This is a genomic window from Xiashengella succiniciproducens (genome assembly GCF_023674465.1).
Taxonomy (GTDB): domain Bacteria; phylum Bacteroidota; class Bacteroidia; order Bacteroidales; family Marinilabiliaceae; genus Geofilum; species Geofilum succiniciproducens.
This window is the reverse complement of sequence record NZ_CP098400.1, coordinates 154,457-167,738: the sequence shown is the minus strand read 5'-3', so window position 1 is coordinate 167,738 and position 13,282 is coordinate 154,457. Positions and strand designations below refer to the sequence as shown.

Genomic DNA, 13,282 nt, shown 5'->3' with positions numbered 1-13,282 from the left:
TTATGTGGAAATATATCATTATACTCATCTTACTGTGTAGTTCTTGTATCGAAGAATACAGTCCGGATATTTCCAAATACGAGAATGTTCTTGTGGTGGATGGGAAATTAACAAATCTTCCCGGTCCCTATATGGTAAAACTATCCAGAAGTTATAGGTACGAACAGAATGTCGGGCAACCTGTCAGTGGTGCACAAATTAAGATTATAGATAATGAAGGATTGGAAGAGGTGTTGAAAGAAACCGACAAAGGTGTATATGTTACAACAGACAGCTCGTTCACGGGAATCGCTGGGAAAAGCTATAAACTGCAGATTATTATTGAAGATGAAGTATTCGAGTCGGAAATGGAAACCCTTATCCCTCCTGTTCAAATAGACAGTGTCTTTTGGGAACATATAAAAGTAAACAAGCAAAATGACGCAATTCAGTTATTGGTAGCAACACACGACCCCAACAACAAAACCAGATACTATGGTTGGGATTATTATGATACATGGAAATATATAGTCCCCATCGATGATTCTGATCATCCAGACCGTAGAGAAGGTTATGCAAGTTCTACAAATTATAACTTTTATATTGCCAGCACTATCAATCGACATGCTGATATTATTGAGAGACAACCGCTTTTACAAATTGGCGAAGACATAAATAAACTACACCTGCGCTACTCCATTTTGGTTACTCAATACGCGTACTCCGAAAAAGCCTTTAAATATCTGAAGGACCTGGTGTCTCTTAATCAAAATCAGGGATCTCTTTTCGATCCAATACCTTATTCACTTACCGGCAATATTAAATGCGTAAGTGATAGAAATTTACCAATATTAGGATACTTTATTGTCGCTGGTGCATCTGAAAAAAGGATTTTTATCGACAGAAGTGAGCTACCGGAGGAATACCGGCCAGTTAGCGGTTTCGAGGATTGTGATCTGGAACTTGTTTTTGTAAGACTGGAATTTAAGGACAATGTAAGGATGGACCATAGAGTAGACTCACTTATGAATAAGGGCTATGTAATATTTAAAGAAGCGCTCGAAATAGGGTCAGGAGGAAACAGGGTTCACGTTTACCTTGCCAAAAAGCGATGCTTCGATTCCAGGGCTTCCGGAACCAACATAAAACCTGATTTTTGGATTGATTAATGTCAATTTTGAAACAATGAATTCTCTTAAATATTTACTGGTTGTTTGCTTACTTACTTCACATTTTGCTGCACATTGTCAGGATGAGTCCGGATTAACCCCGTTAACCCGGACAAAGGACTTTCAGGTGCAGGAACGTATATTGTTAATAATCGATCAGGACTTCTATCTGGCAGGTGAGACAATAAACTTTTTTGCTGTGACATTGGATGCAGGCCTTCAAATTCCAATTGCTTTCAGCTCTATTCTGTATGTGGAACTATATGATCAGGACAACAAAGTAATTGCTTCAAAAAAGGTATTATTTAAGGATGGTGAAGCCATCAATTCTATCGAATTGCCCCGTGATATCACAACCGGGCTTTACTATATCAGGGCCTATACCAACTATATGAAGAATTTCGGACCTTCTGTGTTTTTCACAAAGAGGCTGAAAATCGTAAATCCATTTGTTCCTTACATTGCTACCCTGGCAGATACTCTGTCACGCCATGAGCATCAAACAGTTTTGCAACACCCCCCTTACTTTGGTTCCAGTGAAAGATTAAAAATCTCTGCTCAACTAAGTACAACGGAAGCCAACAGGGGCGACTCCATAATACTTGACATTGAATCGCACACTGCCGACAGTGTACAATACATAGTGGCTATGCATTTGGGAGATGAACGTACTTCACCGTCCTTTCCAGAACGCAATGTCTATGATCAGAATGGTTCACCTATCTCCAGACTTACATTTTTGCCTGAGTTCACCCATGATATAGTCACCGGTAGCATAAAGGCCACCAATAGCAATGTATCAGTCGCTGATAAAATACTTTACCTGGCGTTTGTCGACTCCATCAGCTGGATAACACGTTGTAAAACCGACTCGCTAGGAAGGTTTACGGCTACAATGCCCATTGAATACCAGAGAGAAGATCTGGTAATTAGTATGGTGGATACGACGAATGAGTTTTCAATATTACTTGAGAATGAGTTTTACCCTGAATTTGAAGAACTTGAAAAAGAAGACTACTTCCCCGAGCCATCATTGAAATCAATTATAGAGGCTCGAATGATCAATCTTCAGGTGAATGATGCCTATGGCAACATGAAAAATACTGCGGTCAGTGCTGAGCGCCCACTTTTGAGGTTTTATGGCTTTCCGGATAATGAATATAAAATCAATACTTACACTGACTTACCCAATCTGGAAGAATTTGTCAGGGAGATAGTGCTCGAAGCTTTTGTGAGAGGAAGAAGATCTCAGGTCAATATCTTGGTCAAGACAGAAGGAAATAGTACGCTAAATGCTACACCACTGGTTGTTTTCGACGGAGTTCCTTTGTTTCAGGCCAATCATCTGGTACCAGGAATTTCGACAGAGAAACTGAAATCCATACAGGTGGTTGCTTCTCGTTTTTTCTTTGGTTCTGAGGTCTACGAAGGCATACTGGATATAGTCTCCAACGACAATTCGTTTTCTCTTGTAGAAAAGGACAAAAACTCTGTTCGAATTAACTTCTGTCCGGTAAATACTGCCCCGGCAAGCAGAAGTTTTGTGAATTTCCGTATACCGCAATACACCTCTGACCTATACTTTGATACATTAAGATCAGCGGGAGAAAAGGCAACAGTCAAAATAGCCTTGCCTCAGAATGCAGGTTCATACACACTCAGCATTTTTGGCTATACAAGGAATGGTGAAATGGACTACTTTGTATTACCTGATCTTTTGTATGTAAAGTAGGTAGACTCTAGCAGTTACGACATAAAAAGGAGGCTGGGCAGCCTCCTTTTTATGTCTCAGAAATTTGTATATACTACTCCTGATACTTATCCTTCAACATCTTAACTGCATCATCAAACAGAGAGAATATATTTTCTTTGCCTATAAGATCCACAATACCATACCTTAAAAGCTCTTCCTCTACATGAGGGTTAACGCCAGTTAGAATAATCTTCTTGTGTTTATGCAGGAAGTGATGCAGTAACTCCTTGAAGTTGTACAATCCGGTTGCATCGATCATGGAGACCCTGCGCATACGGATGATAACAACCTCAGAACGGTCTGGAATATCATGAGTAAGTTCCTTGAACTTGTTTGCAACACCAAAGAACATTGGACCAGTAATCTCATATACTGCACATCCGGACGGCAACTGCAGGTTGATCATGCTCACGTCATCATGCTCTTCTGCTGATAAATTACCTACCAAAGTCTTGACTTCACTAACATCCGACATACGTTTCATAAACAACAGTGCTGCTAGCACCATACCAACCTGGATGGCCACTGTAAGGTCAACGACAACGGTCAAAACAAAGGTACTGAGCAATACAGCAGCGTCATATCGAGAACCGCGCAATATTGATACAAAAGAACGCCATTCACTCATATTGTAGGCTACTACCATCAAGATACCGGCAAGAACTGACAGAGGTATCAGTTTTGCCCACTTTCCTGCAAACAACATAATAATCAGAAGAACTACTGCATGAACCATACCGGAAACAGGGGTTCTACCACCGTTCTTGACATTTGTCGCGGTACGGGCAATCGCACCCGTTGCCGGAATACCGCCAAAAATACCGCTTCCAATATTGGCAATACCCTGAGCTATCAACTCGGTATTGCTACGGTGACGTCCTCCTATCATACCATCGGCTACTATTGCCGAAAGCAGGGATTCGATTGATCCCAGCATTGCAATTGTAAAGGCAGGTGCTATATGTTTTAAAATTAAATCCCAGCTTAATGTTGGAAATTCAGGGACGCTAATCTTATTTGGTATTTCACCAAACTTGCTTCCAATAGTCTCAACATCAAGGAAACCAATGGTTACAATCAGGGCACCAACAATCAGTGCAATCAGTGAACCAGGAATTCTGGCAGACACCTTTTTCCAGTATATTGTAAGCAGTACGCTTACAATTCCAAGAATTACTGCCTGCCAATTTGATGTTCCTATTGAAGAAAAAAGGACAGACATCTTTGAAATAAATTCTGCAGGTAATTCCCCTGTGTTCATTCCAAAGAAATCCTTTATCTGGGAAACAAAGATCAACAAAGCAATACCACTAGTAAAGCCGACTGTAAGTGGGTAGGGGACGAACCTGATAATAACACCAAGGCGTAGCAGACCAAAGGCTATCATTATGATGCCTGCCATAATCGTTGAGATAATCAGGCCATCGATACCGTAACTGGCGATGATACCTGCCACTATTACAACGAAGGCTCCTGTTGGCCCGCCGATCTGAACCCGGCTGCCCCCCAGCAGAGATATAAGAGAACCTGCAATAACTGCTGTAACAAGTCCTTTTTCAGGGCTGACTCCTGATGCTATTGCAAAGGCAATAGCCAGGGGGAGGGCTACAACTCCCACGATGGTTCCAGCCATCAAATCCTTGTAAAACTGATCCCGGGAATAGCCTTTCTTGAATGTACTAATAAGTTTAGGGTAGAATAATGGTTCCATAAAGCGTGTGTTTCAATTTGAAAAAACATGCAAACATAAGCCAAATTGAGCGTTACTCTTTCAATTTCAAGAATTTTAACGATAAACAGGTCTTTTTTTTCGCTATCAAGCAATTAAGGTTAACCTTTATGCGTTATACATCCTGACGAGTCCACCCAAGCCGTCTGAATTACCCCTTCCTAGTTACTAACAGTCAATCTGAAATACTATGAAAAGGATAGCGGGGTTTACTTTGATTGTCCTGCTTGTACTGCCTGTACAGGTTGAGGCTCAATTTTCCATCTTCCGTAAGAGAAGTTCGGCTGATCGGGCTACAAGGGATCTCGAAAAAAGGCAGCGCGATGCGGGAGAGCAAAATGCATTTAATGCTGTTCAGCCTATGGGTAGAGGTTCGGATACTCAAAGAGATGATCATCTATGGTCATCCGAGACTGCTTACACAGCAATTAACCGAACTGGGAATATCTCTATTACTACTCCATCTCGTCTGGGAATACACCACAAGACAGAAATTCAGTCTATGCTTGGTGCTTTTTATTTTGTGCCCAACATCCTTGTAAAGCATAGATGGCACACGGGTAAGCAACTATGGTGGGCTACCAGACATGGTGTTTACTTCCCATCCAATGGCTTAACCTGGGCTCAGAAAAGAGGATTTAGTTCGGTAATAGACACTACAATTTCAGTCTCCCAGGTTATTGCTATCAGAAACGAATTAATAGTCAGTAAACCTGTAGGAAACAAGCTGAGCTGTGTTCCTGGCCAACCCTTCCTCATTATTACAGCAGGCCTGGCTCTGGATTATAGTTCAACGCTAAGCGGACATAATGTAAAACCGATTGATGAACATATACTTGGGGCCCGTAGTACTGCTCTGATAGGAGATGGTCTTCTGATAATAGCCCGGATCAGGGCTGATGCTCAGCTTACTGAGGATATGATTGTTGAAGGGGGATTCAGATTTCTGACCGGTGAAAACAGTATCTCTGATGTCATCGAACATCATGCAGCTCTCAACTATAGACTAACCAATAATATCACAGTGTCTCCGGGATACATAGTATCATTCGGAAATCTGGGGAACTCAAATCCTCAGCTGTACCCATTCTTTGATCTTACCTGGTATTTTGGACAAAAGCCAAGAAGGCACATAAGCCTATTTGGACGCAATTAACTGCCGCCTCTTAAAGCCTCTGCACCACCTGTGATTTCAACAATCTGGTTGGTTATCGAGGCTTGACGTGCCTTATTATAACTAAGCTCTAACTCACGAATCAGTTCTGTGGCATTATCCGTTGCTTTATGCATAGAGGTCATCCTTGCTCCGTGCTCTGAAGCTATAGACTCAAGCACAACCTGATAAAGCATTGCCTGAAGCATACGGGGAATCAGATTCTTTACAATAGTAGCAGTATCCGGTTCAAAGATATAATCCTGAAGCCTTGACTTTGCTGTCTGCGTAGGCATTACCATTGGCAGAAACTGAGAGGTACGTACATTTTGCAAAGCAGCATTTACAAACTCATTGTAAACTACCACAACCTGTTTGTATTGACCTTTATTATACCCATCAATTACCTCTGCAGCAAATTCCGATATTGGCGCATATAGAGAGCTGTTAACAAGATTATGTCTATACTCATCAACATGGATTCTACGTGAAGTAAACATCTTTTCAGCCTGTTTTCCAAGCACAACTAAATGTATATTACCCTTTGCAGAATCTTCCTTTAAGGTAGTACTCAGCAGAGTAGACACCTCTCTAACAATGTTCTGGTTAAAAGCTCCACACAATCCTCTGTTGGATGCGATAGCTATAACCAGTACCTTGTCGCCCTTACCAGGACTCATAAACCACCTGTCGTATTCGTCAACGGAAGGCATAAGGTCATGGATTATTCCTGCCAGACGACTTGTAAAAGGACGAATATGGTATATATCGTCCTGCGCCTTTTTAAGCCTTGCAGCAGATACCATCTTCATGGCACTTGTTACCTGCCGCGTAGTCTTAACTGACGAAATCCTGGTCTTTATGTCTTTTAAGCTTGCCATACTATGTATTAAAACGCCTATTCATTGGCGAATCTTAAACATATGTCTCCTGCTACAGTTCTCAGTTTTTCTTCGATCTCTTCATTAAATACACCTTTGGCAATTTCAGCCAATACATCCTTGTGTGCAAGTTTAAGGTGTTCAACGAATTCCTTTTCAAATTCAGCTACTTTTTCAACCGGGATATCCCTAAGCAAGCCCTTTGTACCACAGTAGATCAGCGCAACCTGTTCTTCAACCGGCAGAGGTTTATACTGTGGCTGTTTAAGCAGTTCCACATTCTTACGGCCCTTGTCCAGCACTGCAAGGGTTGCAGCATCCATATCTGAACCAAACTTAGAGAATGCCTCTAGTTCACGGTATTGAGCCTGATCAAGTTTCAAGGTACCAGCAACCTTCTTCATTGACTTAATCTGGGCATTACCACCTACCCGCGATACTGAAATACCAACATTAATAGCAGGACGAATACCGGCATTAAACAGACCTGATTCAAGGAATATCTGTCCATCGGTGATGGATATCACGTTTGTTGGAATATATGCAGATACGTCGCCAGCCTGTGTTTCAATTATTGGTAATGCAGTAAGCGATCCCCCTCCCTTCACCAAAGACTTGATGGATGCAGGAAGGTCATTCATCTTACGTGCAATCTCATCTGAATTGTTAATCTTGGCTGAACGCTCAAGTAACCTGGAGTGAAGATAGAATATATCGCCCGGGAAAGCTTCACGTCCAGGCGGACGGCGAAGCAAAAGCGAAACTTCACGGTATGATACTGCCTGCTTTGACAGGTCATCATAGATAATTAGTGCATGTCGGCCTGTATCCCTAAAAAATTCACCAATTGCACAACCAGCAAAGGGGGCATAAAATTGCATAGCTGCAGGGTCTGATGCTGTTGCCATTACTACCGTTGTGTAATCCATTGCCCCATGTTGCTCAAGTGTCTTTACAAGATTGGCGACAGTACTACCCTTCTGACCAATAGCTACATAAATACAATATACTGGTTCTCCTTTGTCGAAGAATGTACGCTGATTGATGATAGTGTCAATGGCAATCGCTGTCTTACCTGTCTGCCTGTCTCCAATTATAAGCTCACGCTGTCCCCTTCCTATTGGAGTCATTGCATCTATTGCCTTGACACCTGTCTGAAGTGGCTCATTTACAGGCTGACGGAAAATAACTTCAGGAGCCTTTCTCTCAAGAGGCATCTCATACAGATCTCCACTAATCGGACCCTTACCGTCAAGCGGTTCCCCAAGTGTATTCACAACACGTCCGGAAAGTCCTTCTCCAACACGTATTGATGCGATACGACCTGTTCTCTTTACAGTATCACCCTCTCTGACAAGGTGGGAAGGACCAAACAATACAACACCGACGTTGTCTTGTTCAAGGTTTAGAACTACCCCCATACACTTGTCAAACTCAACCAATTCGTTGGAACGGACATTAGTAAGTCCATATACACGGGCTATACCATCACCTACCTCAAGTACGGTACCAACTTCCTCCAATTGAGTGGCAGTCTGAAAAGATTCGATCTGCTGCCGCAATAGTTCAGAAACTTCTGAAGGTCTTATTTGTTCCATTACACTTTTTCTAATTTATCATCAATTGCTTTTTCAGGGCTCTTAATTGCCCGCTTACACTACCGTCTGCCTGCCTTCCGTCCACAATCAGTATCATTCCGCCAATAATGTCAGGCTCGACCTTACATTCAAGTTCAACATTACACCTGTACTGCTTCTCAAGAATATTCAGCAATTCAGTCCTCAAGGTATCCGTCAGTTCAATGGCCGTAATGACTTTTACTTTCTTAATACCCCTGAAACTTCGAAACATATCTGTGAAGTCCATAAGGGTGTACTTAAGAATTGATGCACGGTTGTTATTTATCAGCAGTTCGAGAAACCGCAGGGTATAGTCATGCAGTTTTCCACCAAAGGCCTTGTTAAGAATATCTTTCTTGGCCTGTGGTTTGACTACCGGACTAGCAAGAAAACTCTCCAGCTCTTTAGACTGTTTCAAGCTATCAAGCAATAGCCTACAATCCCTGTCAAGAGTTTCGAGCAGACTTCCATCCTTCTCTCCTGCCTTGAACAAAGCACTGGCGTAACGCACCGATACCAGAGCGGCATTCATACAACGTTATCAGTTAAGTTCAACATTCTTGATGTACTTTTCAAGGACCTGCTGCTGTTTTTCTGCAGTAGCCATCTCTTCCTTCAGTATCTTACCTGCTATCTCAAGTGACAACAGACCAACCTGACTGCGGATCTCAGCCAAAGTTTCCTTGCGTTCCCTGTCAATCTGCTCTCTGGCCTTTAACATGATCTTCTCAGCCTCTTTCTGTGCAGTCAGCCTTGCCTCATTGACTATCTCGTCCTTAATGGCTCTGGCTTCCTGAATCAGGCTGTCCCTCTCAAGTCGGGCCTTCTCCATTATCTGCTTACGGGTTTCTTCCATCTTTTGAACTTCCTCCCTGGCTGTCTCAGCATCCCGCAAAGCCATAGTGATTCGCTCCTCCCTCAGCTTCAAGGCATGAAGAATGGGCTTCCATGCATAACGGCGCATGATAAGCAGCAGAGTAATGAAACTCAGAGTCGTCCAAAAGACTAAACCCGGATCAGGACTTAATATACCCATAGCAGAGCTTTATTAACCTAGCAACCAGGTAAGTACAAGCGCAAACAAACCAGCACCTTCAATCAATGCAGCAACAATAATCATCGCTGTCTGAATCTTGGATGAAATCTCAGGTTGACGTGCCATGGCTTCCATTGCACCTTGTCCAATCTTACCAATACCCATACCGATACCTAATACTATAAGACCCAAGCCAATTGCAGCTAAGCTAAAATGTTCCATAATCGTTAGTTTATTATTATTTAATGATGTTCGTTTACTGCCAGCCCAATATACAGAGCTGATAACAAAGTGAATATATATGCCTGTAAAAAGGCAACTAAAAGTTCAAGTGAATAAATAAAAACTGATAGCCCCACCGAAACCGGCGACACAAACACAGTCTTCATAACGAATATTATCGATACCAAACTGAGTACTATTATGTGACCTGCAGTGATATTCGCAAAAAGTCGCAGCATCAAGGCAAAGGGTTTTGTAAACATACCCACAATCTCTATTGGGACCAGCAATATTTTAATTAAAAAAGGGGTACCCGGGACCGTGAAAATATCTTTCCAGTAATGCTTGCTACCAAAAAGGTTGACAGCCAGAAAAGTAAATACTGCAAGTGTAAGCGTAAATGCTATATTACCTGAAAGATTGGCTCCTCCCGGAAAGAAGGGTACCAACCCTAGCAGGTTATTCATCAGTATAAACACAAAAATAGTAAGGAGGTATGGGCTGAATTTTTCGGCTTTTTTCTCATCAATCTGGGCCTTTACAATATCATCCATAAGGAATAGTACTAAGGGCTCAACTATGGTCTGAGTGCCCCCTGGTGCAACATAAGCACCTTTTCTTGAATAACGCCTGGCCGCAGGTATGAAAATCAACAATATAAGTCCGCATGACAAAATCATGCTGGCTACGTTCTTTGTTATCGAAAAGTTCAAGGGTGTTGCATTGATTACCTCTTTATTCTCATTGTACCTTATCTCCCCGGAGGCATCAGTAAGATAAACCTTTTCATGGTACAATTTAAGATAGGCATCACCTATTGGAACAAGCTCCTCTCCTCCCTTAAAATCAGCTGATGAGAAGATTTTAAGATGCCCTTCATGCCAAATAATCACAGGTAGTGGAAGTGAAACCTTGACCTTCTCACCCCTTCCGTTTGTAAATGATAAAATACTATACTCATAACTATCGCCAATGTGATGCATAATCATCTCAGTTGCATCAAAACCCTCTTGGCCGCTAAGCTCATCAGAAGCAGAAAGTGAAAAAGGAATAACCAAAAAACACAAAAAAAGAAAGAGCCTGTGAAGCACCTTCCTTATAGTAACTGTAAGACAATTATCAGAATAGATCATATCTGTTGACATTCAAACGCTTTCGCTCTTTCGGGAGAAAAACCCACTTAATCTTCCAATACAAATCCACCGCCAGCATAATCAGGTAAACCGGCAGACCAGTTTTAACAGTTATACGGTGCTTTATGTTATCAGGTTCAAGAAAAATAAATAAAATAATTACCAGAATAATCTGAAAAATAAAAGTTGAACTGATAAGCACCAATCCAATTAAAGTTGGCTTAATCATCCTTGTCAAATCAGTGATCAGAGTTGAAAACATCATAAACCCTGTGATTAAAAAGGAAAATATAACCCACTTTTTAAATACACCTGTCTCAAAATAACTGAAACCAAAAAGACCTAATGCTAATACGAATATTCCCAGAATCAGTTCTTTGATTAAAATTTTCGTCATTTCAAGTTACAAGTAATGAATTGATTAAGCTATTGTTTATAGATTAAAATATTTGCATACGTTGATTTTCGTCTCCCAACTGACACCTATACGTACCGACCCGTCTGTTTTTGATCCGCACTTGCAAATAAAAGATATTCAAATAAATACAAAAACACAAGCCCGTAAAAAAGCCGGTTTAACCCGGCTTTCATTACATCTGGTGTCCTAGGACACTTATTTCTTTGCATCACCTGCTCCCTGGGTATGTGATAAAGAGTTATGCCCCATGCTACATGTTCCGCTGAACAAGGCTCCAGGTTCAATAGAAAGCTTACCTGACTTGATGTCGCCATTTACTTTGGAAGTGACCTTGAGCGAAAGTAGCTCACTCACATTCATCTTTCCGTTTACGCTGCCGGAAACCTCTGCGTTGCTGCAAACAATCTCTCCTTTTACAACACCATTGTTACCAATTACAACCTTCCCTTTGGAGATTATATTGCCTTCAATATTTCCGTCAATTCTAATGTCCCCGTTTGTTTCAATATTACCTACAATTTTGGTTCCCGGACCAATCATGTTTGGAAGTTTGCTTTCAATTTCCAGGTTCTTCATCGTATTCCGAATTAAAGATTTGTAAATAATCAATTTAATGCTTCAGACTTAGGCTTGGAGCCTTACAAGTAGGTTTGGGGCAATCTCGTTTCAGGCTTATCTCAACAAATGTAATAAAATATATCAAAAATTCCTCATCACTTTTCGGATGCATCTCCTGACAACAGCTTTAACTTCTCAAGCTGCTTCTCCTTGTTGGTCTGACGCATTTTCCGTGCAGTTTCAGTATAGTAAATCATTGCCGTCCGATAAAAACCGATTTTGATTCTTCGTTACTTTTAACCGGCTTATTATCAGTCGTTTCTTTTTATAATTTTTCTATTTTCAAAAGTAAGCCCCCCTGAAAAGGGTAAGCATCTCTAAATCCTGGTCATCTCGTTGCCAATCTCGTTCCGGGTTTTCTAAAAATTTTATCAAGTGCAGGTAATTAAACAGGTGTATCCTGCAAAATGACACCAGGTTGGAGAATGCCCAAGGCCGTTTCAACCGCTTCTGTATAACCGTGAGCAAGAGGTTCACGATCAAAGCGCAATATACCTGTATTTTTATCGCGTTCTCGTTATCCCCGAGGAAGTACTTCAGGGGGAAGTTTGATTTTAACTGCTTGAATAACAGCTCTATTTGCCATCTTGTTTTATACAAGGCCGCTATCATGTCGGGCCGCATCTCGAACAGGTTGGTGAGGAACTCGAACTTCCTTTTCAACACCCTGTCGTAGAACACCACCTTGCGCAACTTCAGCTTGCTCCCGCCATCATCTTCCTTCACGGTCACCTCGATGATAGTGTCTTCCAGCACGCCGCTGTGGATGCATTCATCGATGTAAAGTTCTTGCTCCACCTTGTAAACGGCGTTCTCCTTGATGCGGGTAACGAATCCGGCTCCCTTTTCACAAAACAGCTTGAAGGCTTTATAATCGTTGTATCCCTTGTCGAAGACGTAAATAGTGTTGTCATCCGGTTCCAGTTTCCTCAACAGCAGGTGATCGTTCGTGGCAGCGGATGAGAACCATATCATCTTGGGAACGGGCTCGTCGACATTGATAACGGTGTGCACCTTGATCCCCCCTTTGCGTTTACCGTTCGAGGGTGTTCTGCCGACGCACTTCAAGATGTCCTGGAACAAACTGATAACCGTGCTGTCGAAGATCTCGACCTGCTTGTTCAACACATCTTTAAAGCGGGTGTCCGAGATCACGTGTTGGTACTCGCGAAGCAGGTCGTGGTACACGCCCGAGAAGAAATCAACGCTCCTGCGCTTGTTGGCGTCCGACAAGGTGCTCCGGTAGGGTATGTGGCCGAGCTGGAAATGCCTGGTCTTGCCTGAAAGACCGAGCATTGCACCCGCCACCTCGCGCAGGGAGGAGCATTTGGCGAAGACGCAAAACAACATGCTTATAAGGTGATCCTTAGCCGTGAAACGTTTCACGTAATGATCGGCCTTGTACCGTTTGCTGTTTCGGGCGATAATCCTTGTATCTACCATAGATATGAGCTGTCCGAATACCGATTGTCCAAAAAAATAAGTACTTTTGTTCATTGTAGACTTGTTTTGTGATGAATACAAAGCTACAATTATTAGTACGACGGGCAAAACTCAAATTTGCCCGCGTAC

General features: G+C 42.0%; 13 protein-coding genes. 3 read left to right on the top strand and 10 right to left on the bottom strand.

Annotated features, from left to right (window positions below):
- The first annotated feature begins 2 nt into the window (after positions 1–2).
- Positions 3–1,148: a DUF4249 domain-containing protein gene (locus M9189_RS00740; RefSeq protein WP_250723997.1), complete on the top strand. Its 1,146-nt coding sequence runs from the start codon at positions 3–5 to the stop codon at positions 1,146–1,148.
- A 127-nt stretch (positions 1,149–1,275) separates the two neighbouring features.
- Positions 1,276–2,880 (top strand): hypothetical protein, encoded by a 1,605-nt coding sequence (locus M9189_RS00735; protein WP_250723996.1) that lies wholly within the window; start codon positions 1,276–1,278, stop codon positions 2,878–2,880.
- 73 nt (positions 2,881–2,953) lie between these two features.
- Here the strand turns inward: M9189_RS00735 and M9189_RS00730 are convergent, their stop codons facing one another.
- On the bottom strand, positions 2,954–4,612 hold the full coding sequence (locus tag M9189_RS00730) for a SulP family inorganic anion transporter (RefSeq protein ID WP_250723995.1): 1,659 nt from the start codon (positions 4,610–4,612) through the stop codon (positions 2,954–2,956).
- A gap of 208 nt (positions 4,613–4,820) precedes the next feature.
- On the opposite strand from M9189_RS00730, the gene M9189_RS00725 reads away from it, so the two are divergent.
- Complete coding sequence (locus tag M9189_RS00725; protein WP_250723994.1) at positions 4,821–5,786, top strand: hypothetical protein; 966 nt, start codon at positions 4,821–4,823, stop codon at positions 5,784–5,786.
- On the opposite strand, the gene atpG is transcribed toward M9189_RS00725, so the two are convergent.
- From atpG to M9189_RS00680, 9 genes are all read right to left on the bottom strand, one after another.
- Entirely contained in the window at positions 5,783–6,664 is an 882-nt protein-coding gene (atpG, locus tag M9189_RS00720; RefSeq protein ID WP_250723993.1) for an ATP synthase F1 subunit gamma, read from the bottom strand. The genes M9189_RS00725 and atpG overlap by 4 nt on opposite strands.
- A gap of 17 nt (positions 6,665–6,681) precedes the next feature.
- Positions 6,682–8,262: a F0F1 ATP synthase subunit alpha gene (gene atpA / locus M9189_RS00715; protein ID WP_250723992.1), complete on the bottom strand. Its 1,581-nt coding sequence runs from the start codon at positions 8,260–8,262 to the stop codon at positions 6,682–6,684.
- A 10-nt stretch (positions 8,263–8,272) separates the two neighbouring features.
- Positions 8,273–8,815, bottom strand: coding sequence for an ATP synthase F1 subunit delta (gene atpH, locus M9189_RS00710; protein WP_250723991.1), 543 nt, complete (start codon positions 8,813–8,815; stop codon positions 8,273–8,275).
- 9 nt (positions 8,816–8,824) lie between these two features.
- Positions 8,825–9,319 carry a F0F1 ATP synthase subunit B gene (gene atpF, locus M9189_RS00705; RefSeq protein ID WP_250723990.1) on the bottom strand — a complete coding sequence of 165 codons (495 nt, stop codon included), beginning with the start codon at positions 9,317–9,319 and terminating at the stop codon, positions 8,825–8,827.
- 12 nt (positions 9,320–9,331) lie between these two features.
- Positions 9,332–9,541: an ATP synthase F0 subunit C gene (atpE, locus tag M9189_RS00700; protein ID WP_250723989.1), complete on the bottom strand. Its 210-nt coding sequence runs from the start codon at positions 9,539–9,541 to the stop codon at positions 9,332–9,334.
- Between the two features lie 20 nt (positions 9,542–9,561).
- Positions 9,562–10,686 (bottom strand): F0F1 ATP synthase subunit A, encoded by a 1,125-nt coding sequence (atpB, locus tag M9189_RS00695; RefSeq protein ID WP_250723988.1) that lies wholly within the window; start codon positions 10,684–10,686, stop codon positions 9,562–9,564.
- Positions 10,661–11,071: a hypothetical protein gene (locus M9189_RS00690; protein WP_250723987.1), complete on the bottom strand. Its 411-nt coding sequence runs from the start codon at positions 11,069–11,071 to the stop codon at positions 10,661–10,663. Before M9189_RS00690 ends, atpB begins: the two co-directional genes overlap by 26 nt.
- 216 nt (positions 11,072–11,287) lie before the next feature.
- Positions 11,288–11,668, bottom strand: coding sequence for a bactofilin family protein (locus tag M9189_RS00685; protein WP_250723986.1), 381 nt, complete (start codon positions 11,666–11,668; stop codon positions 11,288–11,290).
- A gap of 324 nt (positions 11,669–11,992) precedes the next feature.
- Positions 11,993–13,207 (bottom strand): IS4 family transposase, encoded by a 1,215-nt coding sequence (locus tag M9189_RS00680; RefSeq protein WP_250723328.1) that lies wholly within the window; start codon positions 13,205–13,207, stop codon positions 11,993–11,995.
- Positions 13,208–13,282 lie beyond the last annotated feature (75 nt).

What these genes read in the sequence shown, in the direction of transcription:
- atpF (WP_250723990.1), bottom strand. Translation starts at nt 9,319, where the DNA reads ATGGGTATATTAAGTCCTGATCCGGGTTTAGTCTTTTGGACGACTCTG.
- M9189_RS00740 (WP_250723997.1), top strand. Translation starts at nt 3, where the DNA reads ATGTGGAAATATATCATTATACTCATCTTACTGTGTAGTTCTTGTATC.
- M9189_RS00730 (WP_250723995.1), bottom strand. Translation starts at nt 4,612, where the DNA reads ATGGAACCATTATTCTACCCTAAACTTATTAGTACATTCAAGAAAGGC.
- atpA (WP_250723992.1), bottom strand. Translation starts at nt 8,262, where the DNA reads ATGGAACAAATAAGACCTTCAGAAGTTTCTGAACTATTGCGGCAGCAG.
- atpE (WP_250723989.1), bottom strand. Translation starts at nt 9,541, where the DNA reads ATGGAACATTTTAGCTTAGCTGCAATTGGCTTGGGTCTTATAGTATTA.
- atpH (WP_250723991.1), bottom strand. Translation starts at nt 8,815, where the DNA reads ATGAATGCCGCTCTGGTATCGGTGCGTTACGCCAGTGCTTTGTTCAAG.
- M9189_RS00680 (WP_250723328.1), bottom strand. Translation starts at nt 13,207, where the DNA reads ATGAACAAAAGTACTTATTTTTTTGGACAATCGGTATTCGGACAGCTC.
- M9189_RS00725 (WP_250723994.1), top strand. Translation starts at nt 4,821, where the DNA reads ATGAAAAGGATAGCGGGGTTTACTTTGATTGTCCTGCTTGTACTGCCT.
- atpB (WP_250723988.1), bottom strand. Translation starts at nt 10,686, where the DNA reads ATGTCAACAGATATGATCTATTCTGATAATTGTCTTACAGTTACTATA.
- M9189_RS00685 (WP_250723986.1), bottom strand. Translation starts at nt 11,668, where the DNA reads ATGAAGAACCTGGAAATTGAAAGCAAACTTCCAAACATGATTGGTCCG.
- atpG (WP_250723993.1), bottom strand. Translation starts at nt 6,664, where the DNA reads ATGGCAAGCTTAAAAGACATAAAGACCAGGATTTCGTCAGTTAAGACT.
- M9189_RS00690 (WP_250723987.1), bottom strand. Translation starts at nt 11,071, where the DNA reads ATGACGAAAATTTTAATCAAAGAACTGATTCTGGGAATATTCGTATTA.